Source organism: Halomonas sp. FeN2 (assembly GCF_020595105.1).
Lineage (GTDB): Bacteria > Pseudomonadota > Gammaproteobacteria > Pseudomonadales > Halomonadaceae > Vreelandella > Vreelandella neptunia.
This window is the reverse complement of record NZ_CP074200.1, coordinates 1,817,761-1,836,362: the sequence shown is the minus strand read 5'-3', so window position 1 is coordinate 1,836,362 and position 18,602 is coordinate 1,817,761. Positions and strand designations below refer to the sequence as shown.

Here is an 18,602-nt window from a genome sequence, read left to right as displayed (position 1 = left end):
TTCCACTCAGCGCCACAACGTGAATCGTGCTGACCGTCAGGCAGGTAGCTTGTCATACCGTGGGGTGTCGGACAGTTCCCGGGCTTCGCCGGGTGTCAGACCAAAGCGACGCCTGAAGGCGCGATAAAACCAGGAGGGGTTGTTGAAACCTGCGTCGTAGATAATGTCTGCAACCTTCTTGTGGGCATGTGCGGGGCTGCGTAGGCACCGAAATACCCGCTCCAGGCGTATCCCCAATAGGTAGTCTGTAAAACTCTGGCCTTCCTGTTCGAACATGGCGCGAATGTAGCCGGGCGAAACGCCGTGCCGTTTTGCCAGCCAGCTTAGGGAGGTATCGCCGTGCCATGCACTGATACGCAGATCAGCCTTGACTGCGCGTAGTCTGGCCTGCTTGAGGCCGCGATGCCGGGCGGTGATTTCAATATCCCGCGATGCGCCAACGGATAGCGCCGCGAGATCAAGCAGTTGGTTGGTTTCGGCAATGATGCTTGGATCTTTCGGGCCTGGCTCACGAACCAGGTCGGTCGCACATTGGGCCAAAAGGTAGAAGGTTTCTCTGGACAGATGCGGTGATTTTCTAGCGTTCTCAAGATCGTTGACCAGCGGGCCAAGCAACGCACGCGAAAAACAGATATTGAGCATGTAGGTGCGGTTGCCGTGAAACTCGATAGAACCGGGCCGGTCGTTGAAGCTGAAGCAGCCGGCGCCTGGGAGGCACTCTATTTCGCCAACGCCATCTAGTTCAGAGCGCCAGGCGGATCGCCCAGCTGGATTAAGCAGCAGGGCGAAGTCATCGTTGCCGTCTTGAATCTGCCGTGAGCGGCGTTTGACGGTAAGGGGGGACGTTTTTATCAGCGCGATGGAGATGCCGGGCAGCAGACGAATGCGGGTCTCGATCTCGGGAGCGTTGCCCCGAGGCAGCGAGACATCGATGTTAGCCATGGCCGCGTAGATATCCTGGGAGGCCTCAAGGCGCTCTGCTTCAGGATAGTTTGAGGTGGAAAATGTGATGTAAGCCATGCTGGGTGACGACCTTTCCCCGAGCTGCAAAAAATATATCTCAATGATTCGGACAGTTTTAAAGAAATCCTGATGCTCAGATAACGGGGTCTTTAATAACATCACCACCCGAGCACAGGGCTTCACGAAAATAGTCAATACGGTTTTTCAGAAGATGTCCAGCATCAAAAAAACTGTGCCCATTCATGCTCTTGACTCTGCTGCTCTGCCGATGGCGGCTTCATGCACAAGAGCGGCCGATACACTGAAGGGTTGGTTCAGTTCTCTAGCGGTGGCACAGGTAATGCCGAAAAGGGGCTGGAGATTGCTACTCTGGCCGATTTTTTTGCTTTGATTAGTTTTAATCAATATAGATGCCTAACTTTGGGTAGAAGTAGAGGCAAGGTAAGGCAGGACAAGCAAAGCTATAACAGGAGAGGGAGGTAACCTCTCACCTATCGCTGGTGAGAGGTTCTGGGAACTTGCTCAATACGCAACGCAGAAACGCTGATTGCTGTGTCGTGGGTTTTCCAACTCATCGATCATGGCGATGGCGTAATCCTGCACGGAAATACGGCTGCTGCCTTCGCTATCGGTCAGTAGCGTATCGCCGCCCAGCCGGAAGTTGCCCGTGCGTTCACCGGAGAAAATCTCAGCAGCGGGGGAGAGAAACGTCCATGCTTGAGCCGTTTGGGTGCGCAGTGTTTCAAGGGCAGCTTGCGCCCCTTCCGCCGTGGCCCGGTACTCTGCTGGAAAACCAGGTGCATCTAACAGCAGCTTACCCGGCGCTACCTCGAGTGTTGCCGCGCCACCCACTATCAGTAGCCTAGGTACCGAAGCTTTTTGAGTGGCTGACAAAATCGAGTGAAAGCCTTTGAGGTAATAGCCGTAAACATCCTCTTGGGCGTGGCCACTAAAGGCGCTGATAACGGCCTCGGCACCGCGTAGCTGCTCGGCCAGTGCATCGGTGTTTAACACATCGCTTTTAATGCTAACGACATTTTCCTGCGGCGCTACCCGCTCGGGCCGAGTCACTAACGCCGTCACGTGATGGCCGCGGGAGAGCGCCTCAGTTAATAGGGTGGAACCAATAAATCCGCTAGCGCCAATCAGTGCAATCTTCATAGCAGTACTCCTTAAGTAGGTAGTCGCTGCATTGTCGGACGCTTTATTGATTTGAAAAATAGCGATTAACGTAATTTACTGTTATTGATTTCATAACAGTGGGGCGATAAATGACCACCACCAACGAGTTCGATTTAAACGGTTTGCCGATCTTTGTCGCGCTGGTGGAAGCTGGCAGTTTTACCAAGGCAGCGGAGCGGCTAGGCTGTACGAAAACCCGCGTAAGCCTGCAAATTCGCCAGTTGGAAACGCGCCTGGGCGTTACGCTTTTTTTCCGCACCACACGGCGGGTTCAGCTCACCCAGGCCGGAGAAGCGCTCTACCATCAGTGTCAGCCGCTGTTGATAGATCTACAGGGGGCGCTTGCCAGTGCCGTGAGTAACACTCAACAGCTGCACGGCGAGTTGCGTATCACGGCCCCCGAAGATTACACCGCCGGGGTGTTGAGCAACGCGGTGGTGGCGTTTAGTCGCTTGCACCCTGAGCTGCATATAGAGCTTCGCAGCGGCGACCAGATAAGCGATATGGTGCAGGAGGGTATCGACTTGGCATTTCGTTTAGGCTGGTTAAAAGACTCCACGCTGCGTGCCCGTCGGCTAGGCACCTTTCAGCAGCACGTTGTGGCTGCGCCTGATTACTTGAAACGCCACGGCACGCCCACACACCCCAATGCTCTGGAAGATCATGCATGGATCGCTTTTACGCCGTTAAAGGCGCCGTTAACCTGGGCTTTCCAGCGGCGCGATGAGCGGTATGAGGTGCAAATGAGCGCGGGTTTGGCAGCCAACTCAACGGCGAGTTTAGTCGCGCTAATGGTCGCAGGTGGTGGTCTCTCAGTAATGCCGGACATGACCACTGCACCAGAGATCGCTGCTGGACGCTTAGTGCGTGTACTTGAAGAGTGGAAACTGCCGGAAGGCGGCGTCTATGCAGTCTATCCGCCAGGACGGCACATAACCGCTAAAGCGCGCGCCTTTATGGTCTTTTTTGATGCTTGGTTACAAAGAGAGTCCTAGCGGGGTGCTGCACTTAATTCACTGTCACTTTCATATGTTAGGTTGGTTTCCCAGCTTTCGCTGCTAACGGCTATCGCTGCATGAATACCGGCGGTATCGCCTGCTTTGAAGGCAGCATAGATAGCTTTATGATCCTTCAAGGCGGTTTCCGGTAGTGAGCGCATGGAGGTTTCCAGTGCGGCTTCGATCAGTTGCAGCAAGGTTTCGCCGACGCGGATGGTCATGGGGTTATGGGTGCTGTGCAGAATGGCGCGATGGAAGGCAATATCGTGCTTGGAGGTTTGAGCACCCGCGCGGATCGCTTCTTCCATGGCGTCGATACTCTGCTGAATACGTTGATGATCCTCTGCCGTTGCCCCGTTCATTGCTTGAAGCGTGTAAGCCGGTTCGAACATACGGCGAAACTCCAGTACATCCCGCGTCATGCCTCGCGCCAGGATCATCCCGAACGCCATCGGGTCGACGAGCGGCGTGCCTGGTTCGCGGCGGATCATGGTGCCTTGACCCCGTTTGACCTCAACGATCCCTATCGCTTGCAGCATCTTGATGGCTTCACGCACGCTGGATTTACCAATGCCCAGGGTGTGAGTGAGCTCTGTTTCCGAGGGCAGGTAATCCCCTGGCTTGAGATCGCCTCGTATAAGAGCGCTTTTAATACGCTCTAGCAGTTGCAGCGCAACTGAACTGCGATCCATCGAATCTCCAAAAGAGGTTGTACGGGTCGAGCTAATCTCGGGCTGGCGTTTAAAACTCATGAGGGCCTCGCGTGGCTCATCGGTGTTTCCTGCATTTTATCAATGCTCTAAGCCTAGCGGCTTAAGGCAGCCGATTGCATATATTTAAAAGACATATTCTTATCTTCCATTGTTTTATGCGACTGCCTTGCTAATAGTTTGTTCTTTAGTCTAGTCTGAAATCAGACATCTGATGTCTGTTGTATGTGGCAAAAAGCATAAAAGATGAGAACCTGAATGACCAAAAAGCACATCGTGGTATTGACCACGGGCGGCACTATTGCCAGCAAGCCCAGTGATTCAGGGCGCAGCCAGTCAGGGGCATTAAGCGGCGAGCAGCTACTGGAGAAGGTGGCGCTGCCGCAGGGCGTCGACGTCACGTTAGAGGTGATGTCGATCCTGCAGAAACCCAGTAATGCCGTCACTCTCGCCGATCTTGCTGAACTCCATTGCCAGGGGCGGAGAGCATTGTCGCGAGCCGATGTGGACGGTCTGGTGATCACCCACGGTACCGATACCTTGGAAGAGACCGCTTACTTTCTATCGCTCACGCTGCCAGCGGATAAACCTTGTGTGATCACCGGTTCCCAGCGGGCGCCTCACCAGTTAGGTACCGACGCCTTTAAAAATATCTGTGATGCCATCGTGGCGGCGGCCAGCCCCCAACTGAGTCAGCTTGGCTGTGTCGTGGTGTTCAACGAGTCGCTGTTTGCTGCGCGCTATGCCCGCAAGGTGAGCAGTTTCCAGTTGCATGGATTTGACGCCCCCGGCGCTGGTGCGCTGGGGTATATCGACGGGCAACGGCTCAAGCTTTATCACACGGGAACGGCGATAGCGCCCCCCATTGAAGGGTGGGATACCCCGCTGCCGCGTGTCGACCTACTGCCCGCCTATCTGGATGCTTCGCCCACGCTGTTGAAAGCCTGCGTAGAGAGTGGCGCGAAGGGGGTGGTGATCAATGGCTTAGGCCGGGGCCACGTGCCACCTGGCTGGATGAACGAAATACGAGCATTGGTTAGCGCAGGTGTCCCTGTAGCGGTCGTGAGTAGTTGCGCTCAAGGGCCGGTGAACACCAGTTATGAGTTTAGCGGCAGCCTGGCCGATTTAATGTCGGCTGGGGTGATCGCGCTCAACGATATCAGCGCACGTAAGGCAAGGCTTGCACTTGCCTTGCTGCTGAGTAGTACCCCACGCGAAGCGCTGGGGGATGCGATGGAACGCTTGATGGCGTGAGCGGCCTTTTAACCTTGCTCAACTGCAGTAACAGGAAACTAAAAAGCAAATCACCATAACTAAATAAGGTGCTGGACATGAAACTAACGCTGACAAAAGCCACTCTCGCCGCTGCTATTGCCGTTGCTTCTCTCAGTACGGCTCAACTCCATGCGGCCGACTATACCTTCAGCTTCGCCCACGTGTTGATTGAAGAGACGCCGAACGGTCAGGCGGCGCTGCGCTTTAAAGAGGAGGTAGAGGAGAAGTCCGACGGTCGTATCGAGATTAACGTACTTCCCGCCGCTCAGGTGGGTGGCGACGTTGAAATCATTGAGCAGATTCAGATGGGCCTGGTCGATATCGGTATCCCACCAACGGCTACCCTGGGCAACTTTGAGCCGCGCATGCAGATTTTGGATCTGCCGTTCTTGATTGCCGATTACGACACCATGGTGGAAACCCTGGATGGTGAAGTGGGCCGCGAAATCCTCGATACCCTGAATGGCCATAACATGTACGGCGTCAACTTCTGGGGAGCGGGTTTCCGCCATATCACCAACAATGATCGCCCGATCGAAACCCCCGAGGATATGGATAGTATCCGCATGCGCACCATGCAGGCGCCTATCATCATCTCCACCTATGAAAACCTGGGCGCTAACGCCACTGCAATGGCCTTCACCGAGGTTTACAATGGCTTGCAGCAAGGCGTGGTGTCGGGGCAGGAAAACCCACTGGCCAACATCTATACCATGCGTTTCCATGAGGTGCAGGATTATCTCTCGCTGACCAATCACGCTTACCACGCCTATGCGGCGGTAATGAACCAGGACTCCTGGGACTCGCTGCCGGAAGATCTGCAAGCGGTCATGCTGGAAGCCTTCGACAACGGTCGAGACACGTCCCGTGCGCTAACGCTGCAGGACGAAGAGACCATCATGGAAGAGATCAAAGACGACATTGCGATCAATGAACTCACCCCAGAGCAGCGCGACGCCTTTATTGAAGCCAGCATGCCGGTGCACGAAGAGTATGAAGATATCGTCACCACGGAGTTGCTGCATAAAGTATATGACGCTGTGGGTATCGAGTATTGATCCAACGGGTCTACTAAGGCCTGGTTCCTCTCTTCTTACCCCTTTCAGGGTGTGGATATCTCATGTTCGAAGCGCTCAACAAATGTCTTGATCGCTTGGAAAGTGTGGCGATGGTCGTTTTCATGTCGATTGCGACCATCCTCACTACCATCCAAGTCGTGTATCGCTACGGCTTTAGCGGTTCGCTATTTTGGGCTGAAGAAGTCGTTATTTACTCCATTATCTGTATGAGTTTTGTAGGCGCCAGTATGGGTGTGCGCCATGGCACGCATATTTCGGTGGATGTGCTGAATGCCATTGCCTCGCCTGCTGTGAACCGCTGGCTGCACATGATCGCAGCACTGATCGGTATCGTGTTCGCTGGTTTCATGACCTATTACGGCTTTGTGCTCTATTTCAGCACGCTGGGTCGCGGGCAGTTAACCGCTGCACTTCGCCTGCCGATGGCATGGTTCTATCTGCCGATTGGCGTTTCCGGTGTACTACTGATTCTGCGTTATCTATGGGTCATCAATGAAGTCTGGAAAAAGCCTCCGGTGAGTCTCTCCGAAGAGCTTGTAGCTGAGTCGGATAAGCTCATTTAACCCTGGAGGACGACCATGATTACTGCGTTATTACCGATCTTTTTTGCCGTTCTACTGCTTGGGCTGCCCATCTTCGCTTCTTTGGCATTGGCAGTGTTTCTTGCCATTGAGTTCTTTGGTGCCACCAATCCGGTCATCGTGCCAATGCGCATGTTTACCGGCATGAACAACTTCTCGCTGATGGCGATTCCGTTCTTTATTCTGGCGGCGGAGCTGATGCGGATTGGCGGGCTTTCCGACCGGTTGATAAATCTTGCCAAGGCGTTGGTAGGGTGGGTGCCAGGGGGCTTGGCAGCGGCCACGGTGCTGTCATGTCTCTTCTTTGGGGCCATTTCCGGTTCGAGCCCGGCCACGGTGGTGGCGATTGGCTCAATCATGTTCCCGGCACTTGTCGCGGCTGGCTACGATAAACGCTTTGCGATTGGGTTGATTGCCACCGCCGGTACTTTGGGGCCTATTGTGCCGCCGAGCATTGCATTGATTATCTACGGCTCAGTGACCGGTACTTCGGTGGGGCGGCTATTCGCAGCGGGTCTGCTGCCCGCCATTGTGATTGCCTCTATTCTCATCGCCTACTGCATTGTCTTTAGCAGCATCAAAGGCTATGAACGCGCCCCTTTTCCTTCGCTGCGGCAAATTTTAGTGGCCTTTAAAGATGCTGCCTGGGGCCTTGGGCTGCCGGTAATTCTGCTTGGGGGAATCTACAGTGGCGTATTCACCCCGACTGAATCAGCAGCGGTGGCCTGTGTATATGGTTTGTTTGTCGGCATGGTGGTGTATCGCACTATCAACCTTAAGGAGCTAGCAGGAACGTTAAGAAGCTCTGGGTTGATTTCCGCGACGCTGCTGCTGATTACTGCGGGTGCCTCTGCCTTCTCTTGGCTGCTCGCCATTACCGGTACGCCTAGCCAGTTGGCAGGCGAGGTGCTGTCGTGGACAGACGATCCGTTTCAGGTCATGGCACTGTTTAATGTCGTGATGATCGTTGCTGGCTTCTTCCTCGATAGCGCCTCCGCCATCATTGTGCTCTCGCCGTTGCTGCAGCCGATTGCAGCCCAGGTAGGCGTGGATCCGGTGCATTTTGGGGTGATCACGCTGATTAACTTCTCGGTGGGGATGATTACGCCGCCGGTAGGGTTAAATCTGTTCGTCGCCATGGCGATCTCCAAGATGTCGCTGCAGGAAGTGTTCAAGGCCTGTTTGCCGCTGATTGGCTTGATGCTGTTAGCGCTGATCATCATCACCTACGTCCCATGGTTAAGTACTTGGCTGCCTTCGCTGATTTATTAAAGGTGGAACCGTTAATAAATCAGCCAGCGCTTTGAATGATGCAGTTTTGAGGTGCATATAGCACCTAATGGAGGCACATAAAGCATGCAGGATTCACCCATTTTTCTACCCTTACGTGAGCAGCGTGCACGCCTGCGTGCAAGCACCCTCACAGCGACCGAGCTTGCCGAGGCATCTATAGCGGCTTACCAACAACGCGGCAAACACGACCATGCCTACCTCACCTGGAACGGAGAGCAGGCACTGGCAATGGCAAAAGTTGCCGATGCGGTGCTCGCTCAGGGCGGTGATGCGGGGGCGTTAATGGGCATGGCGGTCTCGATCAAGGATATCTACGCCGTGACCGGGATGCCTACCTACGCGGGCTCTTCTCAGCGGCTGCCTAAACGCTGGGAGCGTCCTGGCCCGATGGTGAGCGCGCTGTTGAAACAGCTGCCTTCTGTGATGGGTAAAACCCACTCCGTTGAGTTTGCCTTTGGCGGTTTGGGTACCAATGCCCACTGGGGCGCGCCGCGCAATCCATGGGATGTTCATCAGCACCGCACGCCTGGAGGCTCCAGCTCAGGCGCGGGTGTTTCGTTAGTGGGTGGCACGGCGAGCCTAGCGTTGGGCACCGACACTGCCGGTTCAGTGCGCATACCTGCCTCGATGACCGGCGTAGCAGGATTGAAAACCACCGCTGGGCGCTGGTCGACTGAGCAGATTGTACCGCTCTCAAGCACGCTGGATACCCCAGGGTTACTGGCGCGACGGGTGGATGATATTGCCTTCGCATTTGATGCGCTGGATCCCGGCATTGGTGGTAAAGATAACCGAGTCCCGGCGACGCCCTCCCTTGCGGATCTGACCTTCGGCGTGCCAGAAACGTTTTTCTGGGACGACTGCAGCCCGGGCATTGCCGAAACCGTTCGAGCGGCCATTAAACAGCTGGAAGCCGCCGGAGCGCGAATAGTGACGTTGGAACTGCCCGGTATCAACGACGCATATGAACTCTTCAAACTGGGCGGTGTGGCTGCGCCGGAATTGGCAGCGTTTCTCAAAACCGAACTACCTGAGATGATTGATTCTCTCGATCCCAACGTTGCCGCCCGAGTCAAAGCAGCTGATGATATGCCCGCTTGGGAGTACGTACGTCGCCGTACAGTGCTTGATTCGCTTGCCACCTCTGCTGCCGCTCGCATGGACGATGTAGATGCAGTCCTGACTCCCACGGTAGCGATTACCCCGCCCACTATCGAAAGCCTCGAGCCAGAAGGCGCCTATCCCAAAGCCAACATGCATGCCCTGCGCAACACGGTGATCGCTAATTTCCTAGGCCTGTGTGCCTTAACGCTCCCGGTTGGCAAAGACGCTGTGGGTATGCCGGTTGGCCTGCAAGTGCTCGCCGGGCCGTGGCAGGACGCGAAGCTTTTATCCATTGGTCAGGCGATTGAAAACGAACTGGGCACAGGCTTGGAGGTTCTTGGTCAACCGCCATCGATATGAGCGCTGAGGCGGCCTAAGTACTCCCACCGGCTTGAAGCGTAAAGCCAACATCGTGCTGGCGGCGGTAGACGTTTTTGCCGCTTAGCCGCCGAATAAGTTCTTTGGCGGCTAGGCGGCCCATTTCTTCTCTGGGCGAAAGAATGGTCGTGAGCTGAGGGGTTACGTGTTGACCAAGTGGCAGGCCGTTAAACCCGGCAATGGCGATATCCCCTGGCACGTTTAGCCCTTGACGTTGAGCAGCCAGCAGGGCACCTGCCGCAAGGTCGTCGTTGGCAAAGTGAATGGCTTGGGTATGAGGGTATTGCGAGAGCACCTGGGCCAGCCCTTCAGCGCCCGCTTGCAGGCTGCCCAGGGTGTCTAGTTCCAGTAGTGGGGCGTCGATCCCTTTCTCCTTTAGCACCGCTTTATGTCCATCAAAACGCATGCTGGCGCGATAATCCTGCGACAGCCGTGCACCCACATAAACAATATGGCGGTACCCTTTGTCGATTAGATGGCCGGCCATACAGCGGCCTGCCGCTACGTGATCTAGCCCCACGTTAAGATCCATGCCTTTGCCCAGCTCCATCACCTCCATAATGGGGTGATCCCAGTTCGCCAGCAGCGTATGACACGCCTTGTTATGGCGCAGCCCAGCGGTGACCAGTGCAGAGCATGACCAGCCCAGAAAAGTGCGCACCAACTGATACTCACGGTCTAGATCATAGTCGGTGTTACCCAGCAGTATCTGATAGCCCTGGGCTTCCAGCGTCTCCTGCAGCCCCTTGATGACTTCCACAAACACGCTATTGATCAGTGATGGCACAATCACCGCAATCAGCCGCGAGCGGGAAGAGGCCAGACTACCGGCTACCAAGTTGGGTACGTAGCCCAGTTTCTCTACGGCTTGTAGAACACTCAGGCGTGCGCTATCGCTGACCTTATCAGGGGAGTTCAGTGCTCGCGATGCGGTAATCGGTGATACCCCTGCTGCTTGCGCCACTTGGCTGAGCGTGACCTGATCGGAGCTTCGGCGCTGCCTGGTAGGGCTGGGAGAGGCAGCGTTGGGAGAGTCTTTAGACATTGGTCGCACGTCCCTGATTTTAAGCTTGTCGTAATGGCAACAATAATCTAAAACGAATGGTAGCGCTATCATGATAGCGCTACCATTTTCCTGGTAGCGATGATCGAAGGAAAAGCAAAGCAAGAGAAAAGCACCGCGACGATAGCAAGACACACAACAGCAATGCACAACAACCGCGAGGTGTCGGCTGGTGAGTCAACACGATAAGCAATCACTTCAAGTAGGTCTTATTGGCCTGGGCGCCATGGGTATGGGTACGGCCACCGCTTTGCTCAAACAGGGATTTAACGTGACCGGGTGTGATATTTCCGTTGGGGCACGCGATGCCTTCGTGGCAGCAGGGGGGCAAAGCGTAGCCACTCCTGCTGAGCTTGCTCACTGCCATATCGTGTTGGTGGTTGTCGTTAACGGGGTGCAGGTTGAGCAAGTGCTGTTCGGTGAACAGGGGGTGGTAAGCCACTTGGCCCCAGGCAGTCTGATCATACAGTGCGCCACGGTGGCGCCCAGTCAGGCCAAACAGCTTGGTGAGCGTGTGGTGGCACAGGGCTTGATGCTGCTGGATGCGCCGATTAGCGGCGGTGCTGCTAAAGCCAAAAGCGGTGAACTATCGGTAATGGCATCCGGGGCAACGGAGGCATTTATCTACGCCGAAGCGGTGCTAAACGCCATGGCTGCCAAGGTTTATCGACTTGGTGATGCCCCTGGCGTTGGCTCAAGTATGAAACTGGTCAATCAACTGCTGGCAGGTGTGCATATTGCCACCGCCGCTGAAGCCATGGCGCTGGGCATTCGTATGGGGCTCGACCCCGAAGTGATATATGACGTCATTACCCACTCGGCGGGCAACTCCTGGATGTTCGAAAACCGCGTGCCGCATATCCTGAGTGGTGACTACACGCCGCTTTCGGCGGTGGATATCTTCGTCAAAGATCTCAACATTGTGCATCAAACCGGCCGCGAGCTGGCGTTGGCAACGCCCGTTGCTTCAAGTGCACTGCAGCAGTTTACCGCTGCCAGCGGTGCAGGTTTTGGTCGCGAAGATGATTCGGCGGTGATCAAGGTTTATCAGCGGCTATCGGGCATCGCGTTGCCAGAAGCCGCTAACGACGCCCAGGGAGCCGAATAAAATGGGGATGGGAGCGAACATCGTGCTGGGCGCCATTGCCGATGATTTCACTGGCGCGACAGACCTTGCCAATAACCTGGTGCGCGGCGGTATGCGCTGCCTACAGGTGATTGGCGTGCCCCAGCAAGAGGTCGATCTCACTGGTATCGATGCAGTGGTTGTAGCGCTGAAATCACGTTCCTGCCCGGTAGACGAAGCCGTGGCGGACTCACTCGCTGCCCTTGAGTGGCTTCGCCAGCAGGGCGCCCGGCAGCTGTTCTTCAAGTACTGCTCCACCTTTGACTCCACCGACCAGGGCAATATCGGCCCGGTGGCGGATGCACTGCTGGAAGCGCTAGGAGCGCATCAAACGGTGATGGTGCCCGCCTTCCCGATTAACGGCCGTACGGTCTACCAGGGCCATCTGTTTGTGGGCGACCGCCTGCTCAACGACAGCGGTATGCAGCACCACCCACTGAACCCCATGCAGGACGCGGATCTCATGCGAGTACTCGCACGCCAAACGCCGCACCCGGTGGGCTTAGTCAACCGCACGGTGTTGGCGCAAGGCGCTGATGCAACGCGTGCTCAGTTATCGGCGTTGGCAGAGCAGGGCGTCCGCCATGTGATCTGTGATTCCCTGGATGAGCAGGATCTAGATGTACTTGCCGAAGCTACGGTTGCGATGCCCTTGGTTACCGGCGGTTCTGGTCTGGGGCAGGCGTTGCCCGCCCAGTACCGTGCCCAAGGCTGGCTAGACACGATCAGTGAGCCGGGGCGCTTATCGCCTGCCTCGGGCGGTGCGCTGGTGCTATCTGGCAGTTGCTCCCGGGCCACGCTGGCACAAGTAGCGGACTTTCTAGCCAAGTACCCTGATGGTGGCTTTGCCCTGGATCCCTTGGCGTTGGCCGAAGGAGGAAAACAGCAGGAGCAGGCGCTGGCCTTTGCCCGCAAGCGCTTATCTCAAGAGGCGCCGGTACTGCTCTACGCCTCGGCGGATACTGAAAAGGTTAACGCCGCCCAGAAAGCCCTTGGCGTTGCGCATGCGGGTGCGTTAGTGGAAGAGGCGCTGAGCCAGTTGGCTGTCAACCTAGTAGATGAAGGCGTTGGCCGGTTGCTGGTCGCCGGGGGCGAAACGTCAGGCGCGGTGGTCTCGGCGTTGGGCATTACCACTCTACGCATTGGTGAGCAGATCGACCCCGGCGTGCCCTGGACGCAAACCCCAATGGCGGGTCGCGAAGCACCGCTGTCGTTGGCGCTGAAGTCCGGCAACTTCGGCGGCGTCGATTTCTTTACCTGGGCGTTTGAGGTGCTGGTATGAGCATTCACTTGCATCGCTATCCCCAAAACAGTTTGCGGGAGCAGATCAGCACCCTGGGCAAGTCGCTGTTTGACCGCGGCCTGACCATGGGCTCCAGCGGCAATATCAGCGTGCGGCTAGATGATGGCGGCTGGCTGATGACGCCCACCAACGCCTGCTTGGGGCGGCTGGATCCTGCGCGGATTTCTCATCTGGATAACAACGGCCAACTGCTGAGTGGCGATAAGCCTACCAAAGAGCAGTTTTTGCATATGGCGATGTACGAGGAGCGCCCGCAATCCGGTGCGATTGTGCATCTGCACTCCACTCACTCGGTGGCGGTCTCTTGCCTACCCGATGTGAATCCCTGTGACTGTATACCACCGCTTACCGCCTACTATGTCATGAGGGTCGGCAAGCTGCCGCTGGTGCCGTATCACATTCCCGGCGACCCCAAACTGGGCGATACAGTGCGGGGGTTAGCGGGCAAGCATAGCGCGGTGCTGCTGGCCAACCACGGCCCAGTAGTGGCGGGGAAAAACCTTGAGGCAGCGGTCTATGCCACCGAAGAATTGGAAGAGACCGCCAAGCTCTACCTGCTATTGCGAGGCAATAACCCACGCGGACTAACACCGGAGCAGGTGGCTGAGCTAGAAGCGCGCTTTCCAAGAGATTAATGGCGCTTTTACCATCAATAAACATGCAATCCATAACAAGAGCACCACGATGATTCGATTAGCCGCCAACCTCAGCATGCTGTTTAACGAACACGCCTTTATTGACCGCTTTGCGGCCGCTGCGGACGCGGGTTTTAAAGGTGTCGAGTATCTCTTTCCCTATGCGTTTCCCCAGGAGGATTTGCGCCATGCGCTGAAGGAAACACAGCTGGAACAGGTGCTGTTCAACCTGCCGCCGGGAGATTGGGATGGCGGGGAAAGGGGGCTGGCGAGCCTGCCTGGCCGAGAAGGGGAGTTTCGCGACTCGGTTGTAGAGGCGCTGCGTTATGCCGAGGCGCTTAACTGCCCCCGCGTGCATGCCATGGCAGGACTTTTACCTGAGGGTGCCGATGCCGCGGCGAAAGCTGACCACCAAGCGACCTATATTCGAAATTTGCGTTTTGCGGCGGCTGAGGCGTCGAAAGTCGGCCGAGAGGTGCTCATCGAACCCATTAATACCCGCGATATGCCGGGATTTTTTCTGTCTCGCCAAGCGCAAGCCATGGCAGTGCTGAAAGCATTAGGGGCGGAAAATCTCAAGCTTCAGTTTGATCTCTACCACTGCCAGATCATGGATGGCGACTTGATCCATCGCCTTGAACGCCAGTTCAGCGCCATCGGCCATATCCAAGTCGCGGGTGTGCCCGAGCGACACGAGCCAAATGTTGGAGAAGTGCACTATCCCGCCATCTTCGAGCGCTTAAGCGCACTGGGCTATAGCGGCTGGGTCGGCTGTGAGTATCGACCCCAGGCCGGCACTCGCGCGGGGCTGGGGTGGGGCGAGGCATGGGGCCTAACAACCCACTGATCGACGCCCACTGACCTAACCTAACTGAATGAACAATAACAACACCACAACAGGATCCTCACGATGCATATTGCCATTACCGGTGCAGCCGGGTTTCTCGGCCAGCGTTTAGTCAAGCAATTGCTTGAGCGCGGTGAGCTTCGCCAGCAACCGATTACCCGCTTAACGCTCCTTGACCAAGTGGAAGCGCCGCAGCCCGCCGCAGGGAGCGTTGAGGTGACATCAGTGGCGCTGGATATTACCGCGTCAGGCGCGCTGGATAGCGTGCTGGCGCAACGGCCCGACGTTATTTATCACTTAGCCGCGGTCGTCAGCTCCGCAGCAGAGGCCGATTTAGAACTCGGCATGCGGGTTAACTTTGATGCCACGCGCGCGCTGCTGGAAGGCTGTCGGGAGCAGGAGCTATCCGATACACGCTTGATTATGGCCAGCTCGGTGGCGGCTTACGGCGGTGAGTTACCGGAGGTGCTGGGTGATATGACGGCACTCCATCCGCAAAACTCCTACGGCGCCCAGAAAGCCATGTGCGAACTGCTCATCAATGATTACAGCCGTCGTGGGCTCATCGATGGGTTAGTGCTGCGCCTACCAACGATCGTGATTCGCCCCGGCCGACCTAATGCGGCGGCCTCCAGCTTTGCTTCCAGTATCCTGCGTGAGCCGCTCAATGGCGAGGCGGCGGTTTGCCCGGTGCCTACCGAGCTGCCGATGTTTGTAATGTCGCCGGACAGAGTGGTGGCGGCGCTGATCCATGGTGCGGAGGTGCAACGCGAAGCCCTGGCGCCTTTCCGTGCCTTTATGCTGCCGGGCATTACCGTCACTGTGGCTGAAATGTTGGCAGCATTGCGCGATGTGGCCGGCGAGAAAGCGTTTGCGCTGGTACGCCATGAGCCTGACCCGCGCATTGAAGCCATTGTGGCGAGCTGGCCTGCGCGTTTTGACACCGCGAAAGCCAAACAGCTGGGTTTTGTTGGCGATGACAACTTTAAACAGATTATTGATGCATTCGTTACTGAACCGTCGTGAGTTTCGGTCTGCCGCATGGCATGCGGCAGGCAACAGCCTGGGGCGACGTTAGCAATAGCGTTTGTCGCTCCACACTCCACCCTCACAACAACATAAAGAGGGCACTTCAATGACTAAGCAACACTCTACAACGACACCCACAATTACTCGCCATGCCCTGGTGGCGGCGATTAGCGGTATTGCTACTGTCGGTATAGCACTACAGGCCCATGCGGCGACGGAAGTGAACCTGGGCCACACCCTTTCTGACAGCTCTCACTACTCAGTGGGTGCAGACGCCTTTAAAGAGGCGCTGGAGCGTTTGTCTGATGGCGAGTTTACGGTAACTGAGCACACCTCGGGGTCGCTTGGCGGCGAGCGGGAAATGATCGAAGGACTGCAAATCGGCACCGTCGATGTGGTGATTACCTCCACCGGCCCGCTAGGTAATTTCGTTCCCGAAACCTACGTGCTCGACCTGCCGTTCCTGTTTGAGAACTACGACCAGGCGCGCTGCGTGCTGGATAGTGAGCTTGGCGACGAACTACTGGAAAAAATGGGCGATCACGATTTGATCGGCCTGGCGTGGACAGAAAATGGCTTCCGCCATCTGACCAATAGCCAGCGAGAAATCGCCACACCCGCAGATGCCGAGGGCCTGCGCGTGCGCACCATGGAGAACGAGGTGCATCAGGAAGCATTCCGCCAAATGGGCGCCCGGCCAACGCCGATGGCCTTCCCGGAACTGTTTACCGCACTTCAGCAGGGCACCGTCGATGGTCAGGAGAACCCAATTACCGTCATCGTCGCCACCAACTTCTGGGAAGTTCAGGATTACCTCTCGTTAACCGGACACGTCTACTCGCCAGCTATCGTACTGGGGTCGCCGATTCTGCTGGATGGCTTAAGTGACGAAGAGCGTGGCTGGTTTAGGGAAGCCGCTGTCGCATCTGCTGAAGCAACCCGTGAAGAGGTCTCGCGGCTAGAGCGTGAAGGTGTGGCGCTGCTGGAAGAGAACGGTATGACGGTAAAAACTGATGTTGATGTTGCTCCGTTCCAGGAAGCGGTTCAGCCCGCCTACGAGATATTTACCTCTGAGCACGGCACGGAAATGCTGGATCGCATTCAGGAAAAAGCCAGCAGTTGCTGAGCGCTTCTCCCTCCTCGGCCTCCGGAAACGCCGGAGGCTGCTTTGGCATGGTGATCTCTTATGCTAGCGGTATTTCTTCGTTTTGAGCATCAGTTAACCCGGCTTGCAATGCTGATCGCAGTGGTGATGCTGGCGATATCGGTGACCCTCAGCTTTTATCAGGTGCTCACCCGCTTTGTGTTTAACGCCCCCTCTACCTGGACGGAAGTCGCCTCCCGCGCTGCCATGATCTGGTGCGTATTTATGGCCGCTGCCGCCACCTTTCGGGGCGGTTACATGATGGCGGTGGAAGTCGTTTATAAAGTGGTGCCTGCGCGTTTTCTCACCCTTTTAGAGGTGCTCATTGTGGTGTGCTGCCTGCTGGTGCTTGGGGTGCTGATCCATTACGGCATCCAAATGACGATGCGGGTGAGCAATCAAACCATGTCGGGAATGAATATTTCGATGTCTTGGGCCTATGCGGCGATTCCCACAGGTTCAAGTTTTGCCATTGTGGCTGTTGCAGCTCGACTTTTAGCGCAGCTCAGTGGACGTGAAAAGGTGGGGCCGGAGAATAGCGAAATTACCCCTGAGGAGGCGTTGGTTGAAGATGGCCAACTCCATAAAGGAGGGGCGAAGTCATGAATATGGTTATTGGCCTGTCGCTGATCATTCTATTCACCTTCGGCGTGCCGATCGCGATTTCGATTATCCTGGCATCGATTATCGGTATCGAATTCTTTACTCGCTTGCCGCTGTTGCTGGTGCCGCAGCAGATGTTTATCGGCATCGATAAATTTCCGCTGATGGCGATCCCATTTTTTATTCTTGCCGGGAATTTGATGGCCGCAGGGGGAATTTCCCAGCGTTTGGTGGACTTAGCCAAATCTATCGTGGGGAAGGTGCAGGGCGGCTTGGCGATGTCCTGCGTACTGACCTGCATGATGTTTGCGGCGGTGTCAGGCTCCAGTGTGGCCACCACCTTTGCGATTGGCGCCATCCTGATTCCGGCGATGGTGAAACATGGCTACCCTAAGCCATTGGCTGCCTCCATTCAGGCGTCATCCGCTGAGCTGGGCGTGCTTATACCCCCGTCGATTCCTCTCATTCTTTATGGCGTGAGTACTGATACCTCCATTGGTCAGCTGTTCCTCGCCGGCATTGGCCCCGGCATATTGATTGGCAGCGCGTTGATACTCTTTCTCTACCTGTTCTGCAAGGTGCGCGGTTACGGCAAGGACGACTATAAAGACAGCACCGGCTTTATGATCTCGGTAAAGCGTGCCTGGGTGGCGATGCTGATGCCGGTGGTCGTGATCGGCGGTATCTATGGCGGGATATTTACCCCGACTGAAGCCTCCGCCGTGGCCGTGTTTTTTGCGCTGATCGTGGGAGGTTTCTACTACCGTGAACTGAAGGTCGATGACCTGTGGCCGATTATGCGCCAGAGCGTTGTCTCAACAGCTGCCGTCATGCTGATTATTGCCGCCGCCTCGCTCTTCAGCTTTCTGCTAAGCCGCACAGGGCTGCCCGCGCAAATTGCCACTCTGGTCACCAATACCATCAATGACCCGCTGATGTTTCTGTTGGTGGTCAATGCCCTGCTATTGGTTGTTGGGATGTTTATCGAAACCTCCGCCGCTATTTTAGTGTTGGCACCGATTTTAACGCCGATCGCTATTCAGTTCGGTATTCACCCGGTTCATTTTGGCCTAGTCATGGTGGTTAATCTGGCCCTTGGCATGATCACTCCGCCCCTAGGCGTAAACCTATTTGCTGCCTGTGCGGTCGCCAAAATATCGATCGATCAAATGTTGCCCTGGCTGGTGCGCTTTGTGCTGGTGGTGCTGGCCTGCCTGATGGCAATTACCTATATGCCGTGGATTTCCATGGGGCTGGTGACTGCTTTTTACGGTTAACCCCGCCGTTTT

The 18,602-nt window shown here is 56.1% G+C and carries 18 protein-coding genes; 14 read left to right on the top strand and 4 right to left on the bottom strand.

The features are described 5' to 3' along the window. Positions 1 to 36: 36 nt before the first annotated feature. Positions 37 to 1,020 carry a helix-turn-helix transcriptional regulator gene (locus tag KF947_RS08505; RefSeq protein ID WP_227405968.1) on the bottom strand — a complete coding sequence of 328 codons (984 nt, stop codon included), beginning with the start codon at positions 1,018 to 1,020 and terminating at the stop codon, positions 37 to 39. A gap of 465 nt (positions 1,021 to 1,485) precedes the next feature. Next, positions 1,486 to 2,124: an NAD(P)-dependent oxidoreductase gene (locus KF947_RS08500; protein ID WP_223288481.1), complete on the bottom strand. Its 639-nt coding sequence runs from the start codon at positions 2,122 to 2,124 to the stop codon at positions 1,486 to 1,488. 110 nt (positions 2,125 to 2,234) lie between these two features. Here KF947_RS08500 and KF947_RS08495 point away from each other — a divergent pair, with 110 nt between their 5' ends. Continuing rightward, a complete protein-coding gene (locus tag KF947_RS08495; RefSeq protein WP_227405967.1) occupies positions 2,235 to 3,140 on the top strand; it encodes a LysR family transcriptional regulator in 906 nt (301 codons plus the stop codon). Here the strand turns inward: KF947_RS08495 and KF947_RS08490 are convergent. Further along, positions 3,137 to 3,835, bottom strand: a complete 699-nt coding sequence (locus KF947_RS08490; RefSeq protein ID WP_227405966.1) for a FadR/GntR family transcriptional regulator — start codon at positions 3,833 to 3,835, stop codon at positions 3,137 to 3,139. The genes KF947_RS08495 and KF947_RS08490 overlap by 4 nt on opposite strands. 276 nt (positions 3,836 to 4,111) lie before the next feature. Between KF947_RS08490 and KF947_RS08485 the strand changes: the two genes are divergently transcribed. The 5 genes from KF947_RS08485 (at position 4,112) to KF947_RS08465 (ending at position 9,545) form a co-directional block, all read left to right on the top strand. Next, on the top strand, positions 4,112 to 5,107 hold the full coding sequence (locus KF947_RS08485; protein WP_227405965.1) for an asparaginase: 996 nt from the start codon (positions 4,112 to 4,114) through the stop codon (positions 5,105 to 5,107). A gap of 77 nt (positions 5,108 to 5,184) precedes the next feature. After that, positions 5,185 to 6,186: a TRAP transporter substrate-binding protein gene (locus tag KF947_RS08480; RefSeq protein WP_223288478.1), complete on the top strand. Its 1,002-nt coding sequence runs from the start codon at positions 5,185 to 5,187 to the stop codon at positions 6,184 to 6,186. Positions 6,187 to 6,248: 62 nt separating this feature from the next. After that, the gene (locus KF947_RS08475) at positions 6,249 to 6,770 is read left to right on the top strand and encodes a TRAP transporter small permease (RefSeq protein ID WP_227405964.1); all 522 of its coding nucleotides are present in this window, start codon (positions 6,249 to 6,251) and stop codon (positions 6,768 to 6,770) included. 15 nt (positions 6,771 to 6,785) lie between these two features. Continuing rightward, a complete protein-coding gene (locus tag KF947_RS08470; RefSeq protein ID WP_227405963.1) occupies positions 6,786 to 8,060 on the top strand; it encodes a TRAP transporter large permease in 1,275 nt (424 codons plus the stop codon). Between the two features lie 84 nt (positions 8,061 to 8,144). Continuing rightward, positions 8,145 to 9,545, top strand: a complete 1,401-nt coding sequence (locus KF947_RS08465; RefSeq protein ID WP_227405962.1) for an amidase — start codon at positions 8,145 to 8,147, stop codon at positions 9,543 to 9,545. Positions 9,546 to 9,558: 13 nt separating this feature from the next. On the opposite strand, the gene KF947_RS08460 is transcribed toward KF947_RS08465, so the two are convergent. Continuing rightward, positions 9,559 to 10,608, bottom strand: coding sequence for a LacI family DNA-binding transcriptional regulator (locus KF947_RS08460; protein WP_223288474.1), 1,050 nt, complete (start codon positions 10,606 to 10,608; stop codon positions 9,559 to 9,561). A gap of 190 nt (positions 10,609 to 10,798) precedes the next feature. Between KF947_RS08460 and ltnD the strand changes: the two genes are divergently transcribed. From ltnD to KF947_RS08420, 8 genes are all read left to right on the top strand, one after another. Then, entirely contained in the window at positions 10,799 to 11,734 is a 936-nt protein-coding gene (gene ltnD / locus KF947_RS08455; protein ID WP_223288473.1) for an L-threonate dehydrogenase, read from the top strand. 1 nt (position 11,735) lies between these two features. After that, positions 11,736 to 13,034, top strand: a complete 1,299-nt coding sequence (gene otnK / locus KF947_RS08450; protein ID WP_223288472.1) for a 3-oxo-tetronate kinase — start codon at positions 11,736 to 11,738, stop codon at positions 13,032 to 13,034. Next, complete coding sequence (otnC, locus tag KF947_RS08445) at positions 13,031 to 13,690, top strand: 3-oxo-tetronate 4-phosphate decarboxylase (protein ID WP_227405961.1); 660 nt, start codon at positions 13,031 to 13,033, stop codon at positions 13,688 to 13,690. Before otnK ends, otnC begins: the two co-directional genes overlap by 4 nt. A gap of 49 nt (positions 13,691 to 13,739) precedes the next feature. Then, positions 13,740 to 14,537, top strand: coding sequence for a 2-oxo-tetronate isomerase (gene otnI / locus KF947_RS08440; RefSeq protein ID WP_227405960.1), 798 nt, complete (start codon positions 13,740 to 13,742; stop codon positions 14,535 to 14,537). Positions 14,538 to 14,600: 63 nt separating this feature from the next. Then, complete coding sequence (gene denD / locus KF947_RS08435) at positions 14,601 to 15,563, top strand: D-erythronate dehydrogenase (protein ID WP_227405959.1); 963 nt, start codon at positions 14,601 to 14,603, stop codon at positions 15,561 to 15,563. Between the two features lie 109 nt (positions 15,564 to 15,672). After that, the gene (locus KF947_RS08430) at positions 15,673 to 16,692 is read left to right on the top strand and encodes a TRAP transporter substrate-binding protein (RefSeq protein WP_133731469.1); all 1,020 of its coding nucleotides are present in this window, start codon (positions 15,673 to 15,675) and stop codon (positions 16,690 to 16,692) included. A 60-nt stretch (positions 16,693 to 16,752) separates the two neighbouring features. Further along, a complete protein-coding gene (locus KF947_RS08425; protein ID WP_133731468.1) occupies positions 16,753 to 17,316 on the top strand; it encodes a TRAP transporter small permease in 564 nt (187 codons plus the stop codon). Continuing rightward, positions 17,313 to 18,590 (top strand): TRAP transporter large permease, encoded by a 1,278-nt coding sequence (locus KF947_RS08420; protein ID WP_227405958.1) that lies wholly within the window; start codon positions 17,313 to 17,315, stop codon positions 18,588 to 18,590. Before KF947_RS08425 ends, KF947_RS08420 begins: the two co-directional genes overlap by 4 nt. Positions 18,591 to 18,602: the final 12 nt, after the last annotated feature.

Bases quoted from the DNA above. Each gene is read 5' to 3' on its own strand.
- KF947_RS08430 (WP_133731469.1), top strand. From the start codon at position 15,673: ATGACTAAGCAACACTCTACAACGACACCCACAATTACTCGCCATGCC.
- otnC (WP_227405961.1), top strand. From the start codon at position 13,031: ATGAGCATTCACTTGCATCGCTATCCCCAAAACAGTTTGCGGGAGCAG.
- KF947_RS08475 (WP_227405964.1), top strand. From the start codon at position 6,249: ATGTTCGAAGCGCTCAACAAATGTCTTGATCGCTTGGAAAGTGTGGCG.
- otnK (WP_223288472.1), top strand. From the start codon at position 11,736: ATGGGGATGGGAGCGAACATCGTGCTGGGCGCCATTGCCGATGATTTC.
- KF947_RS08470 (WP_227405963.1), top strand. From the start codon at position 6,786: ATGATTACTGCGTTATTACCGATCTTTTTTGCCGTTCTACTGCTTGGG.
- KF947_RS08490 (WP_227405966.1), bottom strand. From the start codon at position 3,835: ATGGATCGCAGTTCAGTTGCGCTGCAACTGCTAGAGCGTATTAAAAGC.
- KF947_RS08420 (WP_227405958.1), top strand. From the start codon at position 17,313: ATGAATATGGTTATTGGCCTGTCGCTGATCATTCTATTCACCTTCGGC.
- KF947_RS08505 (WP_227405968.1), bottom strand. From the start codon at position 1,020: ATGGCTTACATCACATTTTCCACCTCAAACTATCCTGAAGCAGAGCGC.
- denD (WP_227405959.1), top strand. From the start codon at position 14,601: ATGCATATTGCCATTACCGGTGCAGCCGGGTTTCTCGGCCAGCGTTTA.
- KF947_RS08460 (WP_223288474.1), bottom strand. From the start codon at position 10,608: ATGTCTAAAGACTCTCCCAACGCTGCCTCTCCCAGCCCTACCAGGCAG.
- KF947_RS08495 (WP_227405967.1), top strand. From the start codon at position 2,235: ATGACCACCACCAACGAGTTCGATTTAAACGGTTTGCCGATCTTTGTC.
- KF947_RS08425 (WP_133731468.1), top strand. From the start codon at position 16,753: ATGCTAGCGGTATTTCTTCGTTTTGAGCATCAGTTAACCCGGCTTGCA.
- KF947_RS08480 (WP_223288478.1), top strand. From the start codon at position 5,185: ATGAAACTAACGCTGACAAAAGCCACTCTCGCCGCTGCTATTGCCGTT.
- KF947_RS08500 (WP_223288481.1), bottom strand. From the start codon at position 2,124: ATGAAGATTGCACTGATTGGCGCTAGCGGATTTATTGGTTCCACCCTA.
- KF947_RS08465 (WP_227405962.1), top strand. From the start codon at position 8,145: ATGCAGGATTCACCCATTTTTCTACCCTTACGTGAGCAGCGTGCACGC.
- KF947_RS08485 (WP_227405965.1), top strand. From the start codon at position 4,112: ATGACCAAAAAGCACATCGTGGTATTGACCACGGGCGGCACTATTGCC.
- otnI (WP_227405960.1), top strand. From the start codon at position 13,740: ATGATTCGATTAGCCGCCAACCTCAGCATGCTGTTTAACGAACACGCC.